This window comes from Streptomyces sp. NPDC030143, from assembly GCF_055573695.1.
This window is the reverse complement of the sequence record NZ_JBVIAY010000013.1, coordinates 13,010-38,458: the sequence shown is the minus strand read 5'-3', so window position 1 is coordinate 38,458 and position 25,449 is coordinate 13,010. Positions and strand designations below refer to the sequence as shown.

Here is a 25,449-nt window from a genome sequence, read left to right as displayed (position 1 = left end):
CGACGGCCGGCCCGGCCGGCCCGGATCTGGCGTTCGCGGCGACCACGGCCACGCCGGTGGGGGAGGTCATGTCTCCCACCTTCGCTTCCCTGTTCGCCGAACATCTTTCTGATCTTGCTCCGGGAACGTCGTCGCAAAACCGCTCCCCGCACTTCGCCCCCCGGGGCGCTGCGGCCCGGCTCGCGGCTTGGCCGGAGCGGCCCGTGCCGGTCGTCGCCGCAACTGCCGACACGACCCGCGGTGACGACATGACCCGCACGGGAGTGCGCGCCCGTCGCGTCCGCGATCCCGGCGCCGCTGCCGCCGGCCCGACGCGGGGCGGCCCGGGTGCGCGTGGTCCTGCACGGGGGCGGCCGGCCCGCCGTGCTCCCGCGCGGCGCCCTCGGCACGGGACCGTCACCCGCGTCACCACCTGAACGGCCCACTGAGGATGCGCCGGAGGAGGCGAGAGTGGGTGAGCGGTGTGAACGTGGTGGAAGAGATCGGCCGCACAGGGAGCCGGAGACGAGGAGGCAGGGATGGCGCAGGGACGGGTGGAGCGGGGCACGACGTGCGCTGCCGTGAGCGGCGGCACGCGGCCGCCGGACTCGTCCCCGGGCGATGTCGAGCTGGTGAGCGCCGTCGCGGACGCCGTCCTGTACGAGGGTTACCTCCTCTACCCCTACCGTCGGTCCTCCGCCAAGAACCGGGTCCGCTGGCAGTTCGGGGTGCTGTTCCCCCGAGACTGGGTGGAGTCGGACGGCCCTGTCGTCCCCGGTCTGTCCGGTTCCGCCGACTCCTGGTACCAGCAGACCGAGTGTCTGCTGCGGACCCGGGGGCCCGGCGCTTCCGTGCGCGTGAGGGTCCGGTACCTGCAGATGCAGCGCAAGCAGGTCGAGGAGTCCGGCCGGGACGGCGGGCACCGCGCCGTCGAGTCGCTGCGGACCGACGACGGCACGGTGCACCTCACCTTCGACGAGGCGGTGCCGCGCGAGGTGGACCTCGCGGTCCCGCTGGACGACCTCCTGCGGGCGGAGCACACCGTCGCGGTGGGGTCGGCGGCCGGCGAGGACGTCGAGCCGCTGCCGGGACGCGCCGGGCGCGTGGTGCGGCGCCGCGAGGAGGTGCGGGCGAGCACCGCCGTCACCGCCGAACGGCTCGCGCCGGACCTGTACCGGCTCCGCGTGCGCACCACGAACACCGGAACCGCGCCGGACCCGCGTGCCTCCCGCGACGAGGCGCTGCGCGCCGCGCTCATCGCCACCCACACGCTCGTCGGCGGTGAGGGCGTGGAGTTCGTCTCGCTGATCGACCCGCCCGCCGGTCTGCGCGCCCACGCGAGCGCCTGCCGGAACGAGTTCACCTTCCCCGTCCTCGGCGGCGAGGACGGCGGACCCGCCCGGGTCCTGCTGTCGGCGCCGATCATCCTGCCCGACCACCCCCAGGTCGCTCCGGAGAGCCCCGGTGACCTGCACGACGCGGCGGAGATCGACGAGATCCTGACGTTGCGGACGATGCTGCTGACCGACGAGGAGAAACACGAGGCCCGCGCCACCGACCCACGGGCCGCGGCGATCCTCGACCGAGTCGACAGCATGCCCCCGGAGGTCTTCGCCCGCCTGCACGGCGCGGTCCGCTCCCTTGCCCCGGTGACGTCGCCGCCCGCCGACGACGGCCACACCACCGGTGCGCCCACCCCCGCCGCCGCTCGCGGCGCCGCCACCCGCGCATCGGGCGCTGCCCCCGCCCCCGGTGCTCCCGACTCCGCCGACGGCATGCGCCCCGCCGACCCCGGCCGCCCCGCGTGGTGGCGGGAAGGGGGAGACGACGGGTTGTCCCCGGTCGCGGACACGGTGGTCGTCGGCGGTGTGGCCGTCGGCCGCGGCCGGCGCGTGCTGCTGCGGCCGCGCGCACGGGGTGCCGACGCCCAGGACATGTTCCTGGCGGGGCGGACCGCCGAGGTCGCCGCCGTCTTCCACGACGTGGACGGCAGCGTGCACCTCGCCGTGACCCTCGACGACGATCCCGCGTCCGAACTGCACACCTGGTACGGCCGCTTCCACTACTTCCGGCCCGACGAGCTCGAGCCACTCGAGCCCGCCGGATCCCCGGACGAGCCGCTGACACCGGCTCCCGCCGCAGTTCCCGCGCGGCACACGACCGACTCCGAGACCCACTGCAGCGGAGGCCGATGACATGACGACAGACAGCAGTACCGCCGAAGTGAGCAAAGAACCCAGCCGCGCCGAGGACCGGCAGGGCTTCGACGAGATCCACATCCTCTGGATCTCCGAGGGCATGAGCTGCGACGGCGACACCGTGTCGCTGACCGCCGCCGACCAGCCCTCCATCGAGGACCTGGTGCTCGGCCTGATCCCGGGCCTGCCGAAGGTGAACCTGGTCAACAAGGTGCTCTCACCGAGTCTGGGCGGCGAGGACTTCCTCGCCCCCTACCGGGCCGCGGTACGCGGCGAGCTGGCCCCGTTCATCCTCGTCATCGAGGGCTCGGTCCCCAACCAGAACATCATCGAGGGCGACGGCTACTGGACGTCCTTCGGCAACGACCCCGAGACCGGCGAACCGCAGACCCTGAACTGGTGGATCGACCAGCTGGCCCCCAAGGCCTGGGCGGTGGTCGCCGCCGGCACCTGCGCCACCTTCGGCGGCATCCACGCGATGGCCGGCAACCCGACCGGCTGCATGGGCCTCGCCGACTACCTGGGGTGGGACTTCACCTCCCTGGGCGGCCTGCCGATCGTCAACGTTCCCGGCTGCCCGATCCAGCCCGAGAACTTCATGGAGACCCTCGTCTGGGTCCTCTACCACGCGGCCGGCTCCGCTCCGCCGCCCCCGCTGGACCACATGCTGCGCCCGCAGTGGCTGTTCGGCAAGACGGTGCACGAGGGCTGCGACCGCGGCTCGTACTACGAGCAGGCCAACTTCGCCAAGGACTACAACTCCCCCAAGTGCCTGGTGAAGACCGGCTGTTGGGGACCCGTCGTGAACTGCAACGTGCCCAAGCGCGGCTGGATGGGTGGCCTCGGCGGCTGCCCGAACGTCGGCGGCATCTGCATCGGCTGCACGATGCCCGGCTTCCCCGACGCGTTCATGCCGTTCATGGACGAGCCCCCCGGCAGCACCCTGTCGTCCCTGGTCATCAAACCGTACGGGGCCGTCATCCGCAGGCTGCGCGGCATGACCAACGAGCTGGTCAACCACGAGCCCCGGTGGCGCCACAACAAGCGGAAGCTGACCAGCGGCTACGACCCGCGCTGGCGGCCCTGATGCCGCGCGACCCGCACCCCGGCACCCACCACCCACGGAACACCGACAGCGAGGGGCAGTACCGCAGATGACCACCACCGAGGCCCGGCCCACGGACCGCAAGCCGCCACAGCTCGTGGACATGTCCTGGGATCCGATCACCCGCATCATCGGGAACCTGGGCATCTACACGAAGATCGACTTCGCCAACCGGGAAGTCGTCGAATGCCACAGCACCTCGTCGCTGTTCCGCGGCTACTCGGTGTTCATGAAGGGGAAGGACCCGCGCGACGCGGGCTTCATCACGTCCCGGATCTGCGGCATCTGCGGCGACAACCACACCACCTGCTCCGACTACGCCCAGCAGATGGCCTACGGCGTCAAACCGCCCCCGCTGGCCGAGCACATCGTCAACCTCGGCGAAGCGGCCGAGTACATGTTCGACCACACGATCTTCCAGGACAACCTGGTCTTCGTGGACTTCTGCGAGGCGATGGTCAAGGCCACCAACCCCGGGGTGCTGGCCCGCGCCGAACGCACCGAGGCCCCCCACGGCGACATCCACGGCTACCGCACGATCGCCGACATCATGCGGGCCTTCAACCCCTTCGAGGGCGAGGTCTACAAGGAGGCCCTGAAGGTCAGCCGGGTCACCCGCGAGATGTTCTGCCTGATGGAGGGGCGGCATGTCCACCCGTCCACGCTGTACCCCGGCGGTGTCGGCACGATGCCGCAGCCGACCGCCTTCACCGACTACCTCAGCCGGCTCATGCGGGTCATCGACTTCGTGAAGAAGGCCGTCGCCATGAACGACGACGTCTTCGACTTCTTCTACGAGGCGCTGCCCGGCTACGAGGAGGTCGGCCGCCGCCGCGTCCTGCTGGGCTGCTGGGGCGCCTTCCAGGACCCCAAGGTCGTCGACTACCGCTACGAGACGATGAACTCCTGGGGCAAGGCGATGTACGTCACCCCGGGCATCGTCGTCGACGGCGAACTGGTCACCAACAACCTCGTCGACATCAACCTGGGCCTGCGCATCATGCTCGGCAGCTCGTACTACGAGGACTGGGTCAACGAGCAGCCCTTCGTCACCCACGACCCGCTCGGCAACCCCGTCGACATGCGCCACCCGTGGAACCAGACGACCGTCCCGGTGCCGCAGAAGCGCGACTTCGACGACAAGTACAGCTGGGTGATGAGCCCGCGGTGGTACGACAAGCGGACCGACCAGCACCTCGCCCTCGACACCGGCGGCGGCCCCCTCGCCCGGCTGTGGACGACCGCGCTGAGCGGCCTGGTCGACACCCCCTACGTCAAGGCCACCGGCACCAGCGTGCGCATCTCGCTCCCCAAGGGCGAGAAACTGCCGGAGACGACCCTGGAGTGGCGCATCCCGCAGTGGAGCAACACCATCGAACGCGACCGCGCCCGGCCGTACTTCGTCGCCTACGCCGCCGCGATGGCCCTGCAGTTCCTGGAAGAGGCCATGGGCATGGTGCGCGCCGGCGAGACCAAGGTGTTCGAGAACTACGAGGTGCCCGACGAGGCGATCGGCTGCGGCTTCCACGAGGCGGTGCGCGGCGTCCTCTCGCACCACCTGGTGATCAAGGACAAGAAGATCGCCAACTACCACCCCTACCCGCCCACCCCCTGGAACGCCAGCCCCCGCGACATCTACGGCACCCCGGGACCCTACGAGGACGCCGTCCAGGGCCAGCCCATTTTCGAGGAGAACGGGCCGGACGACTTCAAGGGCGTCGACATCATGCGCACGGTCCGCAGCTTCGACCCGTGCCTGCCGTGCGGAGTGCACATGTACGTCGGCAAGGGCAAGACGCTGACCACCCTGCACTCGCCGACGTACGGGGCCAACCATGGCTGAGGCCGGCACCGCACGGCTGGCTGACCCGGAGGTGGAGGCCCGGCTCGCCCGGCTCGACGACCTGCTGGAGGGCCTCCAGTCCGCGCCCGGCCCCACCACCCGCTCCGCGACCGATGCGGTACGGCTGCTGACCGAGGTCTACGGCGAGGCACTCGCCCGGGTCCTCGACCACGCCGACGGGCCACTGGTCGAGCGCCTGGCCGACGACGAACTCGTGGGCCACCTGCTGGTGCTGCACGACATCCACCCCGAGCCCGCCGAACGCCGGGCGGCCCGCGCGGTCGAACGGCTGCGGCCCGCCGTGCGCGAACGCGGCGGCGACGTGGAGTGGGCCGGGGTGGAGGGGCAGGTCGCCCGGGTCCGTCTGGCGAAAGGCGGCGGGTGCGGGTCCGGCTGCGGCAGCAAAGGCGCCGAGGTCACCGACGCCGTCCGCGCTGCGGTGCTCGCCGCGGCGCCCGAGCTGACGGGGGTGGAACCCCTGACCGAGACGGCCCCGGCCTTCGTCCCGCTGGCCACGCTGACGCACCGGAGCGCACCGTGACCACCGAGGGGGCACTGGCCCGCCTCATCCGCTCCTCGGCCGACCGCACGGCGGCGGACGAGCGGGAGGTGTGCGACCTGTGCGCCGCACCGGTCGCCGACGAGCACGCCCACCTGTACGCCACCGGCCAGGAGGAGGTGCGCTGCGCCTGCGGCCCCTGCTCGGTGCTGTTCGCCGACGCGGCGGCGGGGGACGGCCAGTACCGGCTCGTGCCCCGGCGCCGGGTCCGGCTGCCGAAGGTCGACACGGCCGTGCTCGGCGTACCGGTCGGCCTGGTCTTCTTCGTGCCCCGGGCGGACGGCACCGTCACCGCCCAGGGCCCCAGCCCCGCGGGAGCCATGCGGTGGGAGGTGGACGCGTCGGCCTGGCAGGAGCTGTCCGGCGCGGTTGCGCAGCTCGCGACCGTGGAACCCGAGGTGGAGGCACTGCTGGTGAACACCGTCCACGGCCTCGACCACCACTGGATCGTCCCGATCGACGACTGTTACCGCATGGTCGCCGTGGTCCGCCGGGAGTGGCGCGGCCTGTCCGGCGGTGGCCGGATCTGGCCGGCCGTCGAGCAGTTCTTCGAGGACCTCACCGAGCGGCCGTAGCCACGCACTCCGCAGGTCGGAGGCGAGGAAGGAGAGCACCCCATGGGCAGCATCAGAGTGGGCCGGCCCCAGGCGAAGCCCGACACGCCCCGGCACGTCGCCGGCATGCACCAGGGCAACAAGGGACCGCGCGAGGATCAGAAGGGACACCACGAGGACGGCACCGCCGACGCGCGCCGCTCCACCGGGATCCACTGGAAGCGGCATGACGCCCTCGTGGAGACCATGCCGAACATCTCGCCCGGATGAGGAACGGCGGGGAGTCGATGAGAGACAGCAGGGAGTCGCCGACATGAGGATCGAACGAGCACGATGGTCGGCTGCCGGAGGCAGCGCGACCGGTATGAGCGGGCGGCGGGTGCTGAAGGCCGAGGCCGCCCTGGTGGGCGGCCTGGCACTGGCGCTGCTGTTCTGGGAGTTCCCGAGCCTGCGCCGGGAAGCACGGCTCTGGCGGATGGCCGGCGGTTTCCGCGCGGGCCACCGGTACCCGTGAGCCGGCCGTGCACGAGTTGTCGATCGCGACCGCGATCATCGAGCGGGCCGACGAGCTGGCCCGGACGGGCGGGACGGACGCCGTCTCCGCGGTGACTGTCCGGGTCGGCGAGCTGGCCGGGGTCGTTCCCGACGCCCTGAGCTTCGCCTTCGAGGTGGCCCGTGACGGCACCGCCCTCGCGGCGGCACGGCTCGTGGTCGAACAGGTTCCCGCACAGGCCTACTGCGACCCGTGCGCCGAGGAGTTCGCGGTGGGCATGCCGCCGTTCTTCTGGTGCCCGCGCTGCGACCGCCCGTCCACCGAGCTGCGCACCGGCCGGGAACTGGAGATCACCGGGATCGAGCCGGTACCGGCCCCGGCCTAGCGCGAGGGGGCCCCGTCGACGTGTCGGTCGGCGGGGCCCCCCCGCGCCCGCATCCGGATCGGCGCGCCCCCGGCCGCATCGCCGCGAGCGAGCCGACGCCGTGATCTGCGGATGTGCCGCGGCGCTCAGCAGATGCGCGGCAACTGCTCCCCGAGCGGCAGGTCCACGATCCTGGTGCCGCCGAGCCCGGTGGAGACCACGACCATGCCCGGATGGTCGGCGACGCACTCGCCGATCACCGTCGCCCCCGCGCCCTGCGGATGGGCGCGCATCGCCGCGAGGACCTCCTCGGCCACCGCCGGGGGCACGAAGGCGACCAGCCGGCCCTCGTTGGCCACGTAGAGCGGGTCGAGTCCGAGGAACCCGCAGGCGTTCGCCACCGCGTCCGGCACCGGAACGGCACGCTCCCGCAGCCGCACACCGGTGCCGGAGGCGCGGGCGATCTCGTTGAGGGACGCGGCCAGGCCGCCCCGCGTGGGATCGCGCAGCACGTGGAGGTCGCGGGTGACGGCGAGCATGGCCGCCACCAGGTCCGCCAGCGGAGCGGTGTCGCTGGCGACCTCCACGCCGAACTCCAGGCCCTCCCGCAGGCTCATCACGGCCACACCGTGCAGGCCGATGGGCCCGCTGACGACGATGACGTCACCGGGCCGCGCACGCTGGGGCCGGATGTCCACACCGTCGGGCACCAGCCCCACTCCGGCGGTGGTGACGTACACCCCGTCGCCGTGACCGGACTCCACCACCTTGGTGTCACCGGTGGCGATCGTGACCCCGGCCGCCTCGGCCGCCGCGCCCATGGCGCGGGCGATCCGTTCGACGACGGACAGCTCCACGCCCTCCTCCAGCACGAAGGCGGCGGAGAGGTACGCCGGCCGGGCACCGCTCATCGCCAGGTCGTTGACGGTGCCGTTGACCGCGAGGTCGCCGAGGCTGCCGCCGGGGAAGAACAGCGGCCTGACGACATGGGAGTCGGTGGAGAACGCCAGCCGCGCGCCGCCGAGGTCGAGGACGGCGGAGTCGGTGAGCGCGGCGAGGGTGGCGTTGCCGTAGGCGGGGGCGAAGACGTGTTCCATCAGCTCCGCCGAGAGAGCTCCGCCTCCGCCGTGCCCCATCACCACCACCGGTTGGTCGCGCAGGGGGGCGGGGCAGGTCCAGTCGGCCGGGTCGACCGTGGCGGCGAGTCGTTCAGGCAACGGGGTTCATCTCCTCCCGCGCGGCCGGGGCGGCCTGCGGTGTCGCGGCGTTCATCCGGCGGTACAGGTAGTAGGCCGCGCAGGCGCCCTCGCTGGAGACCATGGTGGCGCCGAGCGGGGTGCGCGGGGTGCAGGTGGTGCCGAACGCCGCGCACTCGGTCGGCTTGATCAGCCCCTGGAGCACTTCTCCGCTGCGGCATGCGGCGGGCTCCTCGGTACGGATGCCGCTGACGCCGAACCGGTGCTCGGCGTCGTACGCGCGGAACGCGTCGGTCAGCCGCCAGCCGCTCAGCGGAATGGGCCCGATGCCGCGCCAGGCCCGGTCGGTGACCTCGAACACCTCCTCGATCATGCGCATCGCGGCCGGATTGCCGTCCTCGCGCACGGCACGCGCGTAGGCGTTCTCGACCCGGTGCTCACCGCGCTCCAGCTGACGCACCGCCCGGCGGATGCCCTCGAGGATGTCCAGCGGTTCGAAGCCGGTCACCACGATCGGCACGCCGTACTCCTCGGCGAGCCGCGGGTACTCGGCCGTGCCCATCACGCTGCACACGTGCCCGGCTGCCAGGAAGCCCTGCACCCGGCAGGCGGGAGCGGTCATGATGGCCTCGATGGCCGGGGGCACCCGCACGTGCGACACCAGGAGGCTGAAGTTGGTCAGGCCGAGGCGGCGCGCCTGGTGCACGGCCATCGCGTTGGCGGGGGCGGTGGTCTCGAAGCCGATGGCGAAGAAGACGACCTCCCGGTCGGGGTGGCGGCGGGCCAGCTCCAGGGCGTCGAGCGGCGAGTAGACCACGCGGACGTCGCCGCCCTCGCCCTTGACCCGGAACAGGTCGCGGTCGGTGCCCGGCACCCGCAGCATGTCCCCGAAGGAACAGAAGATCACGCCGGGACGGGCGGCGATATCCAGCGCCTTGTCGATGACCTCCAGCGGGGTGACGCACACGGGACAGCCCGGTCCGTGGATCAACTCCACCTCGTCGGGCAGCAGTTGGTCGATGCCGTGCCGGATGATCGAGTGGGTCTGCCCGCCGCACACCTCCATCAGGGCCCATGGCCGGGTGGCGGTGGCACGGATCTCGTCCAGCAGCCGCCGGGCCAGCTGCGGGTCGTTGAACTCGTCGATGTACCTCATCGTGCGTCACTCCCGCTGTCCTGGGGCTCCGCCACCGCGGCGCCTCCCGCCTCCCTGGCCGCCTGCTCCCAGGCGTCCCCGAACTCCTCCTCCAGCAGCCCCAGTTCCTCGAACAGCTTCAGCGAGGCCAGGGCCGACTCCTCGTCCAGACGCTGGAGCGCGAACCCGACGTGCACGATGACGTACTCACCCACCCGCACGTCGGACACGTACTCCAGACACGCCCGTTTCTGCACGCCGCCGAAGTCGATCAGCCCGGTGAGCGGGTCGGCGCTGTCGTCGATGGCCACGACCTTGCCGGGCACTGCCAAACACATGGGTCACTCCTCCTGTCGTCGGTGCGCCGCGGCCATCAGCTGGCCGAGGGCCAACCCGCCGTCGTTGGGCGGGACCTCGCCGTGGCGCAGAACGGCGAAGCCGTCGCCGCCGAGCAGCGCCGCGCACTCCTCCTCCAGCAGCGCGTTGGCGAAGACGCCGCCGCTCAGGGCGACGGTGGTCAGTCCGGTGGCGTGGCGGGCACGCCGGCAGATCTCCGCGACGGCCCGTGCCACGCCCCGGTGGAAACGCGCGGCGAGCACGGCCGCCGGGGTGCCGCGCCGGAGATCGGTGACCAGCGCGCCCAGCACGGGCGCCGGGTCGCACGCGCCGGCGGCGGTCCCGAAGGCGTAGGCGGCGCGGTCGGCGTCCCAGGCCGCGGCGGCCGCGGCCTCTAGTTCCAGCGCGGCCTGGGCCTCGTACCCCGCGCGGTGGCACACGCCGACGAGGGACGACACCGCGTCGAAGAGCCGGCCCATGCTGGAGGTCGCCACACAGGCCACCCCACGCGTCAACTGCCGTCGAAGTGCCGTCAGTTCGTCGGCCCCGCAGGCGGCGACACAGGGCAGGTCCGCGTCCCAGCGCACCCCCGCGGCCCACAGCCGGGCCAGTGCCAGACGGCACGGGTTGGCCACCCCCGCGTCCCCGCCGGGCAGCGGGGCGGGGGTGAGGTGGGCGAAGCGCCGGTAGCCCGTGTAGTCGGCGAGCAGGATCTCACCGCCCCAGACGGTGCCGTCGTCGCCGTAGCCCGTGCCGTCGAACGCGACGCCGATCACGGGAGTGGTGCCGTCGAGTCCGTGCTCGGCCATCGCCGAGACGATGTGCGCGTGATGGTGCTGGACCGACACGGGGGTGCGCCCGGGCAGTTCGGCCGCCCGCAGACGAGCCCACCGCACGGAGTGGTACCCGGGGTGGAGGTCGGCGGCGACGAGCTCGGGGTCCACGCCGGTCAGTGCCCGCATCCGCGCCTCGGCCCGCCGGGCGGCCTCCAGGCCGGCCAGATCGCCCAGGTCGCCGATGTGCGGGCCGAACCAGGCCTGGTCGCCCGTGCCGAGGCACAGGGCGTTCTTCAGGTCGCCCCCGACGGCGAGCGCGGGCCGCACCTCGACGGGCAGGCGCAGCGGTCGGGGCACGTACCCCCGGGAGCGGCGCAGCACCTGCTCGGTGCCGTCGCGGCGCACCCGCAGCACGGAGTCGTCGCACGGCGAGGCGATGGCCCGGTCGTGGGCGAGCCAGGCGTCGGCGAGCCCGTTGAGCCGGGTCAGCGCCTCCGCGTCGTCCGTGACGATCGGCTCCCCCGAGCGGTTGCCGCTCGTCATCACCAGCGCGCGCGGACCCGGCGGATCACCGGGCAGCCCGAACAGCAGGGTGTGCAGGGGGGTGTACGGCAGCATCACACCGAGGTGCGGGCTGCCCGCGCAGACGCCGGGCGCCAGGACCTCCCGCCGCGCGTCCCGCCGCAGCAGGACGATGGGACGCCGGGGGCCGGTGAGGGCGGCCTGCTCGGCGGGGGAGAGCACGGCGATCCGCCGCACCGCGTCGAGATCCGCGCACATCACCGCGAACGGTCTGCCGCCGCGCGCCTTGCGGGTGCGCAGCGCGTCGACGGCCCGGGCGTCGGTGGCGTCGCACGCCAGGTGGTAACCGCCGAGGCCCTTGACGGCGACGATCCGACCGGCGGCCAGCAGCGCCCGGGCCGCCGCGAGGGCGTCGGCGTCCCGGGCGGGTCGGACCCCGCCGCCGGAGGCGGTCACCAGCCGCAGCCGGGGACCGCAGTCGGGGCAGGCCACGGGCTGGGCGTGGAAGCGGCGGTCGCCGGGTTCGCCGTACTCCCGCGCGCAGGCGGGGCACATCGGGAAGTCGGCCATGGTGGTGACCGCCCGGTCGTACGGCATCGCCGTGGTGACGGTGAAGCGGGGGCCGCAGTGGGTGCACGTCACGAACGGGTGCCGGTGGCGGCGGTCGACGGGGTCGGCCAGCTCCCGCAGACAGTCGGCGCAGGTCGCCGTGTCGGGCGGGAGCTGGGTGCGGCCCGGGGACCCTTCGGTGCAGCGGATCGTGAACGCGTCGTCGGCGCCCGTGGCCGGCAGGTCCTCGACGCCGACGCCGGTGACGGCCGCGAGCGGCGGGGGCTCCGCGGCGAGCCGGTCGCAGAAGCGGGCGACCCCGTCGGCCGGCCCCTCCACCTCGATGAGCACCCCGCTCGCCGTGTTGCTCACGTACCCCGCCAGCGCGAGGTCGGTGGCCAGGCGGTGGACGAACGGACGGAATCCGACGCCCTGCACCGTGCCGCGCACGGTGACACGGCGGCGCACCGCCTGCGCGAGAGGCGCCGTCACGAGACGCGGCCGGCCGCGAGACCGGGACCGGCGTCCTCGTGGACATGCGAGTGCGAGTGCGAGTGCGAGTGCGTGTGGGGGTGCGGGGCGAGCGGGGGCCGGTGGACGGGTCCCCCGTCCCGCACGGCGAGCACGCGCTCCAGGACGGTGTCCACGCCGTCGCCGCTGCGTGCGCAGGACCGCACGATCTCCACCTCGGGGTTGACCCGCTGCACATGGGCGGTGAAGGCGGCCTCGTCGAAGCCGGCCGGCCCGGCCAGGTCGGTCTTGGTGAGCACCACCAGATGGGCGGAGCCGAAGGCGGTGGGGTACTTCAGCGGTTTGTCCTCGCCCTCCGTCACCGCCATGAGCACGATCCGCAGGCTCTCACCGAGGTCGTAGGCCGCGGGGCAGACCAGGTTGCCGACGTTCTCCACGAACAGCAGCTCGGTGTCCCGCGGCAGCCAGGTCTCCACATGGCCGCGGAGCTGGCGGGCCTCCAGATGACACAGTCCGTCGGTCAGCAGCTGCTTGACCGGCGCCCCCGAACGGGCGAGCCGGTCGGCGTCGTTCTCGGTCGCCAGGTCGGCGGTGAGAGCGGCCACCGGGACGCGCCGCCGCACCGCCAGTGCCAGCACACGACCGAGCAGTTCCGTCTTGCCGCTGCCCGGGCTCGACAGAAGGTTGACCACGCTCACTCCGCGGCGGGCCAGGTCCTCGCGCAGGCTCGCCGCCAGGCCGTCGTTCTTCGCCAGGACGGCCTGGGTGAGCTCGTCCACGGACTCGCACATGGGCGCTGCTCCTTGCGGTCGGTAGGGGTGACGGACCGGGGAGCCGGTCCGTCACCGATCCTCGCCGCCGCCGCTCACCGTGTGCGGGAGCCCGGCTGCCGACAGGGCGGTGGATTCGTCCGGGCGGCTCAACGAGGGGGTGGCGCGGGGGTCGGCGAGCAGCTCGGGAACCAGAGTGTGCAGCGCCGTGACGGCCCGCCCGACCGCGTCCCGCACGGCGGGGCCGATCCCCGGGGCGATGTCCTCGTCGCCGCGCGGCAGCACCCCGGGCTCGCAGGCGAGGACGAGGACGCGCGGCAGCGGCTCGTCGCCCAGGTGGGCGGCCAGGGCCAGCACCTTCGCCGGGTCCATGCCGTGCGCCTCGGGCGGGGCGGCACCCGTGGCACCGTCGGGCAGGTCCGGCTCGATCAGCGACAGGGTGCCCGGCCGGTGTCCGCGCACGGCGGCGTCGACCAGCACGGCCGTGTCGTAGCCGTCCAGCAGCGTGTACGCCAGGTCCATCCCGCGGATGCCGAAGTCCCGCACCCGCACCTGCGGCGGCAGCGGGCGCCGCTCGAGGGCGCGGATCACCTCGGGGCCGAAGGCGTCGTCCCCGAGGAAGATGTTCCCGACGCCCGCCACCAGCAGTCGCGCCGTCATCGCGCACCCCCGGCGGCCACGGGAGTGGCGGAGCCGCTCGGCAGCTTGCGGACGAAGGCGGACCGCAGCGCGTGGTACGGGGCCCGGGGATCGAAGAAGACGGCCCGCATGCGGGCGAGTTCGTCGCGCCGGTACTCGGCGAGCGGCCGCCGCTCCTCGTCCGCCCTGCGTGCGGCGGCCTTCGCGGCGATCCGCCGCGGGAGGCCGGTGTCGTCGGCGAGGGCGACGGCCCGGTGCGCGACCTCGGTGGCGAACGCGGCGGCCGGGACCGGCACCAGACGGTCCACGAGTCCGATCCGCGCGGCGGTCGTGGCGCTCACCGGCAACGCCTCGGTCGTCAGCCGCCGGGCCGTCTCGTCCCCGACGCGGCGGGGCAGCGAGTACGTCCAGTACTCCGACCCGTACAGGCCCATGCGCCGGTAGTGCGGGTTGAGGACGACGCCCGTGCGGCACCAGACCTGGTCGGCGGCGAGGGCGAGCATGACGCCGCCGGCCGCCGCGTTGCCCCCGAGCGCCGCCACCACCAGGCGGTCGGTGGTCCGCAGCACCGCCTCGACCAGGTCGTTCATGGCGTTGAGGTTGGCCCAGGACTCGCCCGCGGGGTCGGCGGCCGCCTCGATGACGTTCAGGTGGATGCCGTTGGAGAAGAAGTCGCGGCAGCCGCCGAGCACCAGCACCGAGGTCGGGCGGGCAAGGGCGTGGCGGTAGGCGGCGAGCAGCCTGCGGCAGTGGTCGGTGCTCATCGCCCCGCCGGGGAAGGAGAACGCCAGGAAGCCGACCTCACCCTCCTGCCGGTAGCGGATGTCGGTCCAGGTGTCCCGGTCCGCGGGCAGCTCGAACGGCACGGCGTCCTCCGGCAGCCGGTGCGGACCGCCCTCGGAGCCCGGAGCCCTCCCCGCGGCACCGGACGGAGCCGGCCAGGTCGCCAGCACGGATGCCGCGGGGCGGCGGAACGGCGCCGGGTCGCCGGAGCTCTTGCGGGGACGCAGCTCCGGGATCCACACCGCGCCGTCCCGGGTGGCCCGGCACACCGCGCCGGCCCGCGTCGCCAGCAGCTCGCCGGGTCGCCCGCGCAGCCGGTCCTCGCGATGCCCGCCGTGCAGGAACACCTCGCGGCCGAGGAGCTCGTCCAGGACCCCCGGTTGCGAGTCGGCCCCGCGCAGCCTGCGCAGCACCGTCTCGGTGTCGTCGTGCTCCCAGTCGATCCGCCGCCGTTCCTGGCGGAAGAAGTCGCGCCACACCACGCGGACGTCGGGATCGTTCTGCGCCCGCGGCTTGTACGACCCCTCGGCGTAGCGCCGCACCGCCTGCAGCACGGCGGCCGAGGCGGCGTCGGACACCTCGTTGCGGTACAGGTCGCTCTTGCCGACCGGTGGCACCGGGAAGGACGCGCAGGCCCACACGTCGCCCGCGTCCATCGCCGCGTCCGCCTGGAGCACCGTCACCCCCCAGCGCGACGCCCCCTCGGCGATCGCCCAGTCCAGCGACGACGGGCCGCGGTCGCCGGGCGGTCCCGGATGCACGATCAGGCAGGTGTGCTCCCGCCACACGTCCTCCGGCAGCGCCGTCCTCAGCATCGGAGCGACGATCAGTTCCGGGCGCGCCTCGCGTACGGCGGCCCGGACCGCATCGGCGCCGTGCGAGGCGAGCACGACGTCCACGCGGTGCCCCTGGGCGGACAGTTCCGCGTACACGCGCTGGGACAGGCTGTTGAACGCGGTGGCGACGAGCAAGATGTCCATGACGGGGCATGTTCGTCGTTCTCGGGAGGGTCGAGAAGGACCGCGGCGGCGTTTCGCCGGCCTACGTCGGCTCTCTACTCCGTCCGGATCGCGTCCACCCGGGCTTCGAGGCGGATCGGTGGCGCTGCCCGGCCGGGGGACGGGCCGGCCGCCGTCGGCGAGCGCCCCGCGCCGGGCCGGGCAGGGCGCTCGCGCGGGCCCGCCGCCGATCGCGGCCGTCACGCCTCCCGTCGGCGGTGCCGTCCGGACGCTCCGGTGGTACGGGCGGCGAACGCCGCCCTGCCCTCTCCCGTCCGGTCGGCCTGCCCCTGTGCCGTGCGGCGGGCGGCGGCGACGAAACAGCGCACCCTCAGGTCGCCGAGACTGTCGATGAAGTACCGGTCGGCGAGCGACGAGCCCGCAGGGTGCACGAGTCGGGCACTCATCCACTCCACCAAGGTGGCGGCGGCGGCACGGGCGGCCCACGGCCTGTCCAGGTCACCCGTGGTCTCCCGGCCGCCCGTCGCCCGCGTCCAGGTCTGGTCGAACGCGGTGCGCACCTCGTGGCGCAGGGCGTCGAGCTCGTCCCGGCCGGCGTTCACGATCCGGGCCAGTCGCTCCTCGGGCGAGGTCTCCTCGCGGCGGGCCATCTGCGACGCGTGGCTGACGGCGGCCAGTTCCCAGACCGGGAGCAGGTCGGCCCCCGCCACGGTCGAGTCCAAGGCCAGTGCCGCCTCCAGGTCGGCCATGAACGGCAGGTCGTCCTCCGGGAGTTCGGGGAGGTTGAGGCCGGTGAGCACGCCGAGCAGCCGCTCGTCGACCTCCGCGCGCGACGCCCGGGCCAGAGAGGGCAGCCGGCGCAGGTTGACCCGCATCTGCCGGATGGCCCGGCCACCGCGTTCGAGGTCCAGGCGGGCCTCCGCCTCCGCCTCCTCGTACTCCGGGGACAGCTCGTTCCTCCACTCCGCCGGAACGGCGGCGGCCGCCCGTGCCAGCCGGGCCTCATGAGTGAAGCGGCCGGTGAAGTAGGTGCGGGCGAGGGCGAGTTTGAGTGCGGGCTCGGGGACGGGCGCGCCGTCGAAGAACGCCAGCAGTGCCAGGTCGTCGGCGCTGCGGCGGGGCCCGGCGTGCCGGGCGAGACAGAGCACCAGCTCCTCGGTGCCCGGCGGGTACTCGGTCCTGGTGCCGGCCCGGCCCAGGTGGACGATCCGCGGGCGGGGGAGCAGACCGTGCCCGCGCCAGCGTTCGAGCTGGGCGGCGCTCACGGGACGGCCGGAGGCCGTGGCCGCGTTCATCAGGTGGCGGTCGGCGCGGCTCGGTGCGGTTCGAGGCATGGGGGAACGCTACGAATCGCGGCGCCGCGTCGCCCGGGGAATGGCGCGGGGGTCGAGACGACGTGGTCCCACCGGGGTCGAAACACGGGGGATCCGGGCAGCGATGAAGGAGCAGGCACGCGCACCTCAGGGCGGACGAGCCCGGCACCGGGACGTCGGCCATGACGTCGAGACGGGAGAGGAAGACGATGGTCCCACCGCAAGCGCCGACCCGACGGATCGGAGTCCCCGCCGAGTCCACCGCGGGCGAGACCAGGGTGGCGGCGACGCCGGCCACCGTGGCCGGGCTCGTCGCGCTCGGGTACCAGGTGGTCGTCGAACCGGGAGCGGGGGAGTCGTCGCGCTTCTCCGACGCCGCCTACGAGGAGGCGGGAGCGTGTCTCGGCGACCCCTGGCCGGCCGAGATCGTGGTGAAGGTCAACAGCCCCTCGACCGAGGAGATCGCCCGGCTGCGCGACGGGGCGACGCTGATCTCGCTCATCGGCCCCGCGCTCCACCCCGACCTGGTCGACGAGCTGGCGCGGCGGCCCCTCACCGTGCTCGCCATGGACGCCGTCCCGCGCATCTCGCGCGCCCAGTCCCTGGACGTCCTCAGCTCGATGGCGAACATCGCCGGATACCGGGCCGTGGTCGAGGCCGCGCACGCTTTCGGCCGGTTCTTCACCGGACAGGTGACCGCCGCGGGCAAGGTGCCGCCCGCCAAGGTGCTGGTGGCCGGCGCCGGGGTGGCCGGACTCGCGGCGATCGGCGCGGCCCGCAGCCTCGGCGCCGTGGTCCGCGCCACCGACCCCCGGCCCGAGGTCGCCGAGCAGGTGCGCTCGCTCGGCGGGGAGTTCCTGGACGTGCGGCCCGAGCGGACCGGTCAACAGGCCGGCTCCGACGGGTACGCCCGGCCCACCTCCGACGACTACGACCGGCTGGCCGCGCGGCTGTACGCCGAGCAGACCGCCGACGTCGACATCGTCATCACCACCGCGCTCGTCCCGGGCAGACCGGCCCCGAAGCTGATCACCGCCGAGGACGTCGCCCGCATGAGGCCCGGCAGCGTGATCGTCGACATGGCCGCCGCCCAGGCGGGCAACGTGGAGGGGACGGTCGCCGGGAAGGCGGTCGTCACCGACAACGACGTGACGATCATCGGCTACACCGACCTGCCCGGCAGGCTCCCCGCCCAGGCCTCACAGCTGTACGGCACCAACGTCCTCAATCTGATGAGACTGCTCACCCCCGGCAAGGACGGGCGGCTCGTCCTCGACTTCGACGACGTGGTGCAGCGCTCGATGACCGTGGTCCGCGACGGCGAGAAGACCTGGCCGCCGCCCCCGGTGCAGGTCTCCGCCGCGCCCGCTCCGACGGGCGCGGCGGCCGGCGCCCCGCCCGCCGCGCAGGCACCGGCGAAGCCCGCGCGTCCCGCGTGGTCCTCGTACGCCCTCGTCGGTGCCGGAGCGCTCGCGCTGTTCCTGGTGACCGCCTTCTCACCGGGCGAACTGCTCGGCCACCTCACGGTGTTCGTCCTCGCGATCGTCATCGGGTTCTACGTCATCGGCAACGTGCACCACGCGCTGCACACCCCGCTGATGTCGGTCACCAACGCCGTCTCCGGCATCGTCGTGGTCGGCGCGCTGCTGCAGATCGGGCACGGGAACACCGCCGTCACCGTGCTGTCGTTCGCCGCGATCCTGCTGGCGAGCATCAACATCTTCGGCGGATTCGCCGTCACCCGCCGCATGCTCGGCATGTTCTCGAAGGGCTGATCACGGATGACCACAGACACGGCCGCACAGGCCGCCTACGTCGTCGCCGCGCTGCTGTTCATCCTCAGCCTGGCCGGCCTCTCACAGCACAGGACGTCCCGCGCGGGAGTCGTCTGGGGCATCGCGGGCATGGTCGTCGCGCTGGCCGCCACCGTCGCTCTCGCCTCCCGCGACCTCACCCCGAGCGGGCTGGTGCTGATCGCCCTCGCCACGGTCGTCGGCGCCGGCATCGGGCTGTGGCGGGCCCGGGTCGTCGAGATGACCGGCATGCCGGAGCTGATCGCCATCATGCACAGCCTCGTCGGCCTCGCCGCCGCGTTCGTCGGCTGGAACGGCTTCCTCGACGTCGACGCCGAGCTCACCGGTCCGCTGCTGGGCATCCATCACGCCGAGGTCGTCATCGGGGTGTTCATCGGCGCCGTGACCTTCACCGGGTCCGTCGTCGCGTACCTGAAGCTGTCGGCGCGCATCGACCCCCGCCCCCTGACGCTCCCCGGCAAGCACGTCCTCAACGTCGGCGCGCTCGTCGCGTTCGCCGCGCTCACGGTGGCGTTCGTCGTGCGTCCCCACCTGGGCCTGCTCATCGCGGTCACCGTGATCGCCCTCGCCCTCGGCGCGCACCTGGTCGCCTCCATCGGCGGCGGTGACATGCCGGTGGTCGTCTCCATGCTCAACAGCTACTCCGGCTGGGCCGCCGCCGCCTCCGGCTTCCTGCTCGCCAACGACCTGCTCATCGTCACCGGCGCGCTGGTCGGCTCCTCGGGTGCCTACCTGTCATACATCATGTGCAGGGCCATGAACCGCTCCTTCCTCTCGGTGATCGCGGGCGGGTTCGGGGCCCCGGCGCCGGCGGCCGACGACGGGGAGCACGGGGAGCACCGGGAGACCGACGCCGAGGAGACCGCCGGACTGCTCCGCGACGCCACCTCGGTGATCATCACGCCGGGCTACGGCATGGCCGTCGCCCAGGCCCAGTACCCGGTCGCCGAGCTGGCGCGCCGGCTGCGCGAGCGGGGTGTCGAGGTGCGCTTCGGCGTCCACCCCGTCGCGGGCCGCCTGCCCGGGCACATGAACGTGCTGCTCGCCGAGGCCAACGTGCCGTACGACGTCGTCCTGGAGATGGACGAGATCAACGACGACTTCGCCGCCACCTCGGTCGTCCTGGTCATCGGCGCCAACGACACCGTCAACCCGGCCGCCGCGGAGGATCCGGCCAGCCCCATCGCGGGGATGCCGGTGCTGCACGTGTGGGAGGCGGCCGACGTCGTCGTCTTCAAGCGGTCCATGGCGGCCGGGTACGCGGGTGTGCAGAACCCGCTGTTCTTCCGCGAGAACACCAGGATGCTCTTCGGCGACGCCAGGCAGCGGGTCGAGGACATCCTGCGCGCCCTCGACGCCACCGACGCACCGGCCCCGGCCATGGTGGGCGGCACGAGCCGCTGACCACGCCAGATCCGCCGGCCGTCCTCGGCGCCGGAGGGCGCTGACGAGCAGCGGCGCGTCGGCACGGGCGGAGACGGAGACGTCTTCGGCGCTCCCGCCCGGCGCGCACTCCGTCGGCGCGAGGTCCTCCTGCGTGACGTCGGGGACGGCGAGGCCGGTGACGATCCGGTGGACGCACCGCTCGCCGGTGAGCGCCGACGCGCACTCCCCGACGGGCTCCTGGCCGCGGTCACGCCGGTGGCGATCACCCGGGCCCCCGCGGGTCAGCGCCCCGTCCTCCGTGGTCCGGTCGGCCGGGGACGCCGGTGCGGACAGCGCCGTGCGGGAGGAGGGCGACCCGACCAGGGGCGGTCTCGTCGTCCCGCTCCCGTCCTCCGCACGATCCGCCCTCGGTCGGCCGGCGCGGGTCTCAGGCCGTGCGGGTCGGCGGCGCCGTCCGCGGCCGTTCGAGGTGGGCGACGAACCATGCCCGGGCCAGGTCGGCGGCGGTCTCCAGCGTGCCCGGTTCCGTGAAGAGGTGGCCGGCTCCGGGCACCACGGCGACGCGGTGCTCGCAGCGCATCCAGTCGGCGGCGAGCCGGTTGAGGCCGAGAACCCGGGTGTCGAGACCGCCGACGACGAGCAGCGTCGGAGCCATGACCTGTGCCAGTGCCGCGGGGCGGGCCAGATCCGGCCGGCCGCCCCGGGAGACGACGGCGCGGATGCCCTCGTCGGCGGCCGCCGCCTCCAGGGCGGCCGCCGCGCCCGTGCTCGCCCCGAAGTAGCACACCGGCAGGCCGGTGTCCGCCCGCAGCCAGCGCGCCGCCGCCGTCAGCCGCCGGGCCAGCAGCAACGCGTCGAAGACGTTGTGCCGGTCGCGCGCCTCCTCCTCGGACAGCAGGTCGAGCAGCAGGGTGCCCAGCTCGGCGGGGTGGAGGGCGGACGCCACGTACTGGTTGCGCGGACTGTGCCGTCCGCTGCCGCTGCCGTGGGCGAAGGCCACCACGGCCCTCGCGGCGGCCGGCAGGGTGAGGGTTGCGGCCAGCCGTACCGGACCGGCGGGCACCTCCACCTCCCGGGTCGGCGAGGACCGGCCGGGTGCGCGCCCGTCATCGCCCGGCGGGGCGGGGCCGGCCCCGCCCGGGTCCCCGGCCTCGGCCAGCAGGGCGGCCACCTCCGCGTCGCCGGTCTGGGAGAAGTCGTCGTACCAGGCGCCGACGGATCCCAGGTACCGCAGCGGCAGCAGACAGATCACCTCGTCCGCCACCCGACGCAGCCGCGGCAGACTCTGTTCCGGTCCCACGGGGACGGCGAGGAGGACCGTGGCCGCGCCCCGCGCCCTGGCCACGTGACAGGCGGCTTCGGCGGTCGCTCCGGTGGCCAGTCCGTCGTCGACGACCACGACGGCCCGGCCGTCCAGGGAGACGGGCGGACGCCCGTGGCGATAGCGGCGCACCCGTCGCTCCAGCTCCGTCCGCTCGGCCCGCTCGACGGTCTCCCGCTCCGCCGGGGTCACTCGGGTCTCGTCGAGCACGTCCTGGTTGAGGACGCGCACCTCCTGTTCGCCGACGGCACCGAAACCCAGCTCCGGATGCCCGGGCACGCCCAGTTTGCGCACCACGAGCACGTCCAGCGGCGCACCGAGTTCGCGCGCCACCTCCCGGGCCACGGGGACCCCGCCCCGGGGCAGCCCGAGCACGACCACGTCCCGGCCGCGCAGGCCCGCGAGGCGACGGGCCAGGCGCCGACCGGCGTCCGTCCGGTTCTCGAAGCGCATACGCCCACCTCCTCGGCCGGCGGCGGCGCCAGGGCGGCACGCCGCCACTGCCATTGCACCGCATCCGGCGTCGGAACGCCGCCGCCACACGGCGCCGACTCCGCCCGGGCCGCGTCCGTCACAGACGCGCCGCGTGGTCGGGGACATACGTCTGCAGGTCGCGCGGGGGTCGCTGGTAGCCGGTCGACGGCGGCCGGGCCGGCAGCTCCAGGACCGGCGGCGGCACCTCTCGGTAGGGCACGGAGTCCAGCAGGTGGGCGATCATGTTCAGCCGCGCGCGGCGTTTGTCGTCGCTCTCGACGACGTACCAGGGCGCCTCGGCGATGTCGGTGTGCACCATCATCTCGTCCTTGGCCCGCGAGTACGCCTCCCAGTGCGTGATCGACTCGAGGTCCATGGGAGACAGCTTCCAGCGGCGCAGCGGATCCTCCAGCCGGCGCCGGAAGCGCTCCTGCTGTTCGGTGTCGCTCACCGAGAACCAGTACTTGCGCAGCAGGATCCCGTCCTCGACCAGCATCCGCTCGAAGATCGGGCACTGGCGCAGGAAGAGCCGGTGCTCCTCCTGCGTGCAGAAGCCCATCACGTGTTCGACGCCGGCCCGGTTGTACCAGGACCGGTCGAACAGCGTGATCTCCCCGGCCGCCGGCAGGTGCTCGACGTACCGCTGGAAGTACCACTGGGTGCGTTCGCGCTCGGTGGGCCTGGGCAGGGCCGTGATCCGTGCGACGCGCGGGTTGAGGTGCTCGGCGACCCGTTGGACGGTGCCGCCCTTGCCGGCCGCGTCCCGCCCCTCGAAGACGACGACCAGCCGGGCGCCCTCCGCGCGCACCCACTCCTGGAGCTTCACCAACTCCGTCTGCAGGCGCAGCAGTTCCTTCTCATAGGTCTTGCGGGGCAGTCCCGCCGCCTTCTTGTCCGCCATGCGGCCCCTCCGCTCCACGGCGTCACCGGGCATCCGTTCCAGCACCGTACTGTGCGGCCGGTCGCCGCGCACGGCGTGCCGCCCCCGCGACCCGGTCAGCGAAACTATTGCGTTTCGTTGAGTGGTGCGCCTACCCTTCCGGTACGAAACGGTTTCGTTTCAAGAACTGTCGTTCCTCGCACCAGCGCGCACACCCACGGGAGCAGGCCCATGGCCCAGACAGCCGCATCGCCGGACTCGGCGTCGCCCAGCACGAAGACCGGCGCCCGGCCCGAGGAGACCGGGCCCCGTCACCGGTGGTGGATTCTCGCCATGATCGGAATCGCCCAGCTGATGGTCACGCTGGACGCGACCATCGTGAACATCGCCCTCCCGTCCGCCCAGGCGGACCTCGGCTTCTCCGACGGCGACCGCACCTGGATCGTCACCGCCTACTCACTCGCCTTCGGCAGTCTGCTGCTGCTCGGCGGCCGGATCGCCGACCTCTTCGGACGCAAGGTCACCTTCCTCGTGGGCGTCGGCGGCTTCGCAGCCGCCTCTGCCGTGGCCGGTGCCGCCCCCGGCTTCGAGGTCCTGGTCGCGGGCCGTGCCCTCCAGGGTCTCTTCGGCGCGCTGCTCGCACCCGCCGCGCTCTCCCTGCTGACCACCACGTTCACCGACGCCAGGGAACGCGCCAAGGCCTTCGGCATCTTCGGTGCGATCGCCGGGTCAGGCGCGGCCGTCGGTCTGCTGCTGGGTGGCGTGCTCACCGAGTACCTGGACTGGCGCTGGACCCTCTACGTCAACCTCGCCCTCGCGGTCGTCCCCCTCGTCGGCGGCCGGCTGCTGCTGAAGGGGACCGCCCGCCGGCCCGGGGCCAGGCTCGACCTCCCCGGCGCCGTCCTGGTCACCGCCGGTCTCTTCTCCCTCGTCTACGGCTTCTCCATGGCCGAGTCGCACGACTGGAGCTCGCCGCGCTCCTGGGGATTCCTGGCCGCCGGCGCCGTTCTGCTCGCGGGGTTCACCTGGTGGCAGACCAGGACCGCGCACCCGCTGCTGCCGCTGCGCGTGCTGCTGGACCGCGACCGGGGCGCGTCCTTCGCGGCCATGCTGATCTCCAGTGCCGGAATGTTCGGAGTGTTCCTCTTCCTCACCTACTACCTCCAGCTCCACCTCGGCTTCTCCGCCGTCGAGACCGGACTGGCCTTCCTGCCGATGGTCGGCGTCCTCATGGTGGCCGCCACCCTCGCCACCAGCCTGCTGACGCCCCGCGTCGGACCGAGGACGGTCGTCCCGCTCGGCATGGCTCTCGGCGCCGTCGGCATGGTGTGGCTGACCGCCCTCGACCTCGACAGCACCTACGCGGCGGACGTCCTGCCCGCCATGCTGATCACCGGTCTCGGCCTCGGCCTGGTCATGGCCCCGGCCATGAGCCTCGCCACCGCGGGCGTCGCCGCAGACGACGCCGGGGTCGCCTCCGCCTCCGTCAACACCATGCAGCAGATCGGCGGTTCCATCGGCACGGCCCTGCTCAACACCCTCGCCGCCGGCGCGGCGACGTCCTACCTCCACGGCAGGGACGTCACCAGCAAGGCCGTCCAGGCGCGGGCCGCGCTGGAGTCCTACTCCACCGCCTACTGGTGGTCGGCCGCCTTCTTCGCGGCCGGCGCGCTGATCACGCTGCTGCTCTACCGGCGCGGTGTCCCGGCGGTCGACGCCGAGGCCGCCCCCACGGTCCACATGTGAGCGGCATGTGATGACCGCGCCCGCCCGTGGGGACGGGGAGGGCGCGGCGACGGGCCCGGTGCCGGAGCAGGCACCGGGCCCCCGTCATGGAGGGCGCCCGGCGCGGTCCGTGCAGGGAGCGCCGGTCGCACGGGCCGTGACGCTCGGTCAGGTCTCGGTTCGCGACGTCCTCGGCGGTGACGGCCGGACGTCCGGGTCTCGACGTACGGGGGTACCCCAGCGGTACGGGCCCCCCGGGGGTCAGCCCTGGGGGCGGGGAACGCGGAACATCCGGTTGTCGGCGCGCGCGTAGCGAAGCGGCCGGACGGACTCGCCGGCCGCCGGAACCGCCACGCCGGGGTGTGCGACGGTGTCGGCGTACTGGAGGGAGACGGTGGTGGAGAAGGCCGGGGTGTCCTCCTGTGATCCGGTGACCCGGACCTGGTGCCGGCCGCCGCCGGCGGGGGTGATCTCCTCGGCGGTGATCCGGCACGGCCGGTCGAGCTCCACATAACGGGAGAACGTGGTGTCGAAGCCGGTGATGACGGTACGGCGGGGCTGGGCGGCGGCCGTGGCGGCCTGGCTGCACGCCTCGAGTATCGCCATCCCGGGCACATGGTCGTGCGGGTGGTCGAACAGGACGGGATGGGCGGTGTCGACTCTGAGGTGCCACGACTTCGGCCCGTCCGCGGGCGCGAGCACGACGTCGGCCGGCCGGTGGCGCCCCGCCGCGCGGGGTTCCAGGGGAGGCGGGACGGGCAGTGCGTTCGCGCTCGCGCGGTCGGCGTCGGCGTAGGGGCCGCGCAGACGGTCGTAGAGGGCGGGGGGGAAGGCGGTGTACCGCACCCGGGCGGTGCCCAGTTGGGTCTGACCGCGCAGGGCGGTGACGGACGCGTTCAGGCGGACGGCGCCCGGCCCTCGGCGGGCGAGGGGCTCGTGCGTGACCACAAGGGTCACCGGGGTGGGCTCCGCGTCAGTGTGCAGGGCGTGCGGAGACACGTCGGAGACGAACCGTTCCCAGCCGAGACGGTACGACACGGGGACGTCCAGCGCGGTACGTGCTAACAAGGCCAGTGCCTGGCGGACGCTCTCGGTGAAGAGGTGCGGACCGTGCGACCGAGCTGTCAATGTGTAGAAGGGGTGGGTTCGAGGCCAGCGCGCGAGCACGATGTGCGTGGTGCCGTCGTGCGGGAACCACCGCGTGACGAGGACCTCCGCGGTGTTCTTCTTCCCCACGTACGGGGCCAGTTCGGAGGGCGGGGTGGCGGTACCGGAGACCATGTGATCCTTTCGGGAACGTCGTCG

The 25,449-nt window shown here is 73.5% G+C and carries 22 protein-coding genes; 11 read left to right on the top strand and 11 right to left on the bottom strand.

Features of this window, described 5'->3' with window-relative positions:
- Window positions 1-518 precede the first annotated feature (518 nt).
- The 8 genes from ACZ4YY_RS22270 to hypA all read left to right on the top strand — a co-directional run bounded on the left by ACZ4YY_RS22270 (window position 519) and on the right by hypA (window position 7,116).
- Entirely contained in the window at window positions 519-2,174 is a 1,656-nt protein-coding gene (locus ACZ4YY_RS22270; RefSeq protein ID WP_468292801.1) for a hypothetical protein, read from the top strand.
- A gap of 1 nt (window position 2,175) precedes the next feature.
- Window positions 2,176-3,264, top strand: a complete 1,089-nt coding sequence (locus tag ACZ4YY_RS22265; RefSeq protein WP_468292799.1) for an NADH-quinone oxidoreductase subunit B family protein — start codon at window positions 2,176-2,178, stop codon at window positions 3,262-3,264.
- Window positions 3,265-3,331: 67 nt separating this feature from the next.
- On the top strand, window positions 3,332-5,125 hold the full coding sequence (locus tag ACZ4YY_RS22260) for a nickel-dependent hydrogenase large subunit (protein ID WP_468292797.1): 1,794 nt from the start codon (window positions 3,332-3,334) through the stop codon (window positions 5,123-5,125).
- Entirely contained in the window at window positions 5,118-5,666 is a 549-nt protein-coding gene (locus ACZ4YY_RS22255) for a NifU family protein (protein ID WP_468292794.1), read from the top strand. The genes ACZ4YY_RS22260 and ACZ4YY_RS22255 overlap by 8 nt, the downstream gene beginning before the upstream one ends.
- The gene (locus ACZ4YY_RS22250; RefSeq protein WP_468292791.1) at window positions 5,663-6,259 is read left to right on the top strand and encodes a DUF5947 family protein; all 597 of its coding nucleotides are present in this window, start codon (window positions 5,663-5,665) and stop codon (window positions 6,257-6,259) included. The genes ACZ4YY_RS22255 and ACZ4YY_RS22250 overlap by 4 nt, the downstream gene beginning before the upstream one ends.
- Window positions 6,260-6,301: 42 nt before the next feature.
- A complete protein-coding gene (locus ACZ4YY_RS22245; RefSeq protein ID WP_468292788.1) occupies window positions 6,302-6,508 on the top strand; it encodes a hypothetical protein in 207 nt (68 codons plus the stop codon).
- A 43-nt stretch (window positions 6,509-6,551) separates the two neighbouring features.
- Window positions 6,552-6,752 carry a hypothetical protein gene (locus ACZ4YY_RS22240; RefSeq protein WP_468292785.1) on the top strand — a complete coding sequence of 67 codons (201 nt, stop codon included), beginning with the start codon at window positions 6,552-6,554 and terminating at the stop codon, window positions 6,750-6,752.
- A 7-nt stretch (window positions 6,753-6,759) separates the two neighbouring features.
- Window positions 6,760-7,116, top strand: coding sequence for a hydrogenase maturation nickel metallochaperone HypA (gene hypA / locus ACZ4YY_RS22235; RefSeq protein WP_468292783.1), 357 nt, complete (start codon window positions 6,760-6,762; stop codon window positions 7,114-7,116).
- A 125-nt stretch (window positions 7,117-7,241) separates the two neighbouring features.
- Here hypA and hypE read toward each other — a convergent pair whose 3' ends face one another.
- The 8 genes from hypE to ACZ4YY_RS22195 all read right to left on the bottom strand — a co-directional run bounded on the left by hypE (window position 7,242) and on the right by ACZ4YY_RS22195 (window position 16,565).
- Window positions 7,242-8,312: a hydrogenase expression/formation protein HypE gene (gene hypE / locus ACZ4YY_RS22230; protein WP_468292780.1), complete on the bottom strand. Its 1,071-nt coding sequence runs from the start codon at window positions 8,310-8,312 to the stop codon at window positions 7,242-7,244.
- The gene (hypD, locus tag ACZ4YY_RS22225; protein WP_468292778.1) at window positions 8,305-9,447 is read right to left on the bottom strand and encodes a hydrogenase formation protein HypD; all 1,143 of its coding nucleotides are present in this window, start codon (window positions 9,445-9,447) and stop codon (window positions 8,305-8,307) included. The genes hypE and hypD overlap by 8 nt, the downstream gene beginning before the upstream one ends.
- The gene (locus tag ACZ4YY_RS22220) at window positions 9,444-9,764 is read right to left on the bottom strand and encodes a HypC/HybG/HupF family hydrogenase formation chaperone (RefSeq protein WP_468292775.1); all 321 of its coding nucleotides are present in this window, start codon (window positions 9,762-9,764) and stop codon (window positions 9,444-9,446) included. The genes hypD and ACZ4YY_RS22220 overlap by 4 nt, the downstream gene beginning before the upstream one ends.
- Window positions 9,765-9,767: 3 nt before the next feature.
- Entirely contained in the window at window positions 9,768-12,101 is a 2,334-nt protein-coding gene (hypF, locus tag ACZ4YY_RS22215) for a carbamoyltransferase HypF (protein ID WP_468292772.1), read from the bottom strand.
- The gene (hypB, locus tag ACZ4YY_RS22210; protein WP_468292770.1) at window positions 12,098-12,871 is read right to left on the bottom strand and encodes a hydrogenase nickel incorporation protein HypB; all 774 of its coding nucleotides are present in this window, start codon (window positions 12,869-12,871) and stop codon (window positions 12,098-12,100) included. The genes hypF and hypB overlap by 4 nt, the downstream gene beginning before the upstream one ends.
- A gap of 51 nt (window positions 12,872-12,922) precedes the next feature.
- Window positions 12,923-13,510: a hydrogenase maturation protease gene (locus ACZ4YY_RS22205; protein ID WP_468292767.1), complete on the bottom strand. Its 588-nt coding sequence runs from the start codon at window positions 13,508-13,510 to the stop codon at window positions 12,923-12,925.
- Window positions 13,507-15,252 (bottom strand): hydrogenase maturation protein, encoded by a 1,746-nt coding sequence (locus tag ACZ4YY_RS22200; RefSeq protein ID WP_468292764.1) that lies wholly within the window; start codon window positions 15,250-15,252, stop codon window positions 13,507-13,509. Before ACZ4YY_RS22200 ends, ACZ4YY_RS22205 begins: the two co-directional genes overlap by 4 nt.
- Window positions 15,253-15,470: 218 nt before the next feature.
- Entirely contained in the window at window positions 15,471-16,565 is a 1,095-nt protein-coding gene (locus ACZ4YY_RS22195; protein WP_468292761.1) for a hypothetical protein, read from the bottom strand.
- A gap of 188 nt (window positions 16,566-16,753) precedes the next feature.
- Here ACZ4YY_RS22195 and ACZ4YY_RS22190 point away from each other — a divergent pair, with 188 nt between their 5' ends.
- Together ACZ4YY_RS22190 and pntB are read left to right on the top strand one after the other, a co-directional pair.
- Entirely contained in the window at window positions 16,754-18,319 is a 1,566-nt protein-coding gene (locus ACZ4YY_RS22190) for a Re/Si-specific NAD(P)(+) transhydrogenase subunit alpha (RefSeq protein WP_468292758.1), read from the top strand.
- A 6-nt stretch (window positions 18,320-18,325) separates the two neighbouring features.
- Window positions 18,326-19,762, top strand: a complete 1,437-nt coding sequence (gene pntB / locus ACZ4YY_RS22185; protein ID WP_468292755.1) for a Re/Si-specific NAD(P)(+) transhydrogenase subunit beta — start codon at window positions 18,326-18,328, stop codon at window positions 19,760-19,762.
- Window positions 19,763-20,171: 409 nt separating this feature from the next.
- On the opposite strand, the gene ACZ4YY_RS22180 is transcribed toward pntB, so the two are convergent.
- Entirely contained in the window at window positions 20,172-21,518 is a 1,347-nt protein-coding gene (locus ACZ4YY_RS22180; RefSeq protein ID WP_468292753.1) for a phosphoribosyltransferase family protein, read from the bottom strand.
- Between the two features lie 118 nt (window positions 21,519-21,636).
- Window positions 21,637-22,440, bottom strand: coding sequence for a polyphosphate kinase 2 (gene ppk2, locus ACZ4YY_RS22175; protein WP_468292750.1), 804 nt, complete (start codon window positions 22,438-22,440; stop codon window positions 21,637-21,639).
- Between the two features lie 210 nt (window positions 22,441-22,650).
- On the opposite strand from ppk2, the gene ACZ4YY_RS22170 reads away from it, so the two are divergent.
- Window positions 22,651-24,165, top strand: a complete 1,515-nt coding sequence (locus tag ACZ4YY_RS22170) for an MFS transporter (protein ID WP_468292748.1) — start codon at window positions 22,651-22,653, stop codon at window positions 24,163-24,165.
- A 240-nt stretch (window positions 24,166-24,405) separates the two neighbouring features.
- Here ACZ4YY_RS22170 and ACZ4YY_RS22165 read toward each other — a convergent pair whose 3' ends face one another.
- Window positions 24,406-25,425, bottom strand: coding sequence for a ScbA/BarX family gamma-butyrolactone biosynthesis protein (locus ACZ4YY_RS22165; protein WP_468292745.1), 1,020 nt, complete (start codon window positions 25,423-25,425; stop codon window positions 24,406-24,408).
- Window positions 25,426-25,449 lie beyond the last annotated feature (24 nt).

Coding starts and splice junctions, on each gene's coding strand:
- ACZ4YY_RS22270 (WP_468292801.1), top strand. CDS start 519: ATGGCGCAGGGACGGGTGGAGCGGGGCACGACGTGCGCTGCCGTGAGC.
- ACZ4YY_RS22265 (WP_468292799.1), top strand. CDS start 2,176: ATGACGACAGACAGCAGTACCGCCGAAGTGAGCAAAGAACCCAGCCGC.
- ACZ4YY_RS22260 (WP_468292797.1), top strand. CDS start 3,332: ATGACCACCACCGAGGCCCGGCCCACGGACCGCAAGCCGCCACAGCTC.
- ACZ4YY_RS22255 (WP_468292794.1), top strand. CDS start 5,118: ATGGCTGAGGCCGGCACCGCACGGCTGGCTGACCCGGAGGTGGAGGCC.
- ACZ4YY_RS22245 (WP_468292788.1), top strand. CDS start 6,302: ATGGGCAGCATCAGAGTGGGCCGGCCCCAGGCGAAGCCCGACACGCCC.
- ACZ4YY_RS22240 (WP_468292785.1), top strand. CDS start 6,552: ATGAGGATCGAACGAGCACGATGGTCGGCTGCCGGAGGCAGCGCGACC.
- hypD (WP_468292778.1), bottom strand. CDS start 9,447: ATGAGGTACATCGACGAGTTCAACGACCCGCAGCTGGCCCGGCGGCTG.
- ACZ4YY_RS22220 (WP_468292775.1), bottom strand. CDS start 9,764: ATGTGTTTGGCAGTGCCCGGCAAGGTCGTGGCCATCGACGACAGCGCC.
- hypB (WP_468292770.1), bottom strand. CDS start 12,871: ATGTGCGAGTCCGTGGACGAGCTCACCCAGGCCGTCCTGGCGAAGAAC.
- ACZ4YY_RS22205 (WP_468292767.1), bottom strand. CDS start 13,510: ATGACGGCGCGACTGCTGGTGGCGGGCGTCGGGAACATCTTCCTCGGG.
- ACZ4YY_RS22200 (WP_468292764.1), bottom strand. CDS start 15,252: ATGGACATCTTGCTCGTCGCCACCGCGTTCAACAGCCTGTCCCAGCGC.
- ACZ4YY_RS22195 (WP_468292761.1), bottom strand. CDS start 16,565: ATGCCTCGAACCGCACCGAGCCGCGCCGACCGCCACCTGATGAACGCG.
- ACZ4YY_RS22190 (WP_468292758.1), top strand. CDS start 16,754: ATGGTCCCACCGCAAGCGCCGACCCGACGGATCGGAGTCCCCGCCGAG.
- pntB (WP_468292755.1), top strand. CDS start 18,326: ATGACCACAGACACGGCCGCACAGGCCGCCTACGTCGTCGCCGCGCTG.
- ACZ4YY_RS22180 (WP_468292753.1), bottom strand. CDS start 21,518: ATGCGCTTCGAGAACCGGACGGACGCCGGTCGGCGCCTGGCCCGTCGC.
- ppk2 (WP_468292750.1), bottom strand. CDS start 22,440: ATGGCGGACAAGAAGGCGGCGGGACTGCCCCGCAAGACCTATGAGAAG.
- ACZ4YY_RS22170 (WP_468292748.1), top strand. CDS start 22,651: ATGGCCCAGACAGCCGCATCGCCGGACTCGGCGTCGCCCAGCACGAAG.
- ACZ4YY_RS22165 (WP_468292745.1), bottom strand. CDS start 25,425: ATGGTCTCCGGTACCGCCACCCCGCCCTCCGAACTGGCCCCGTACGTG.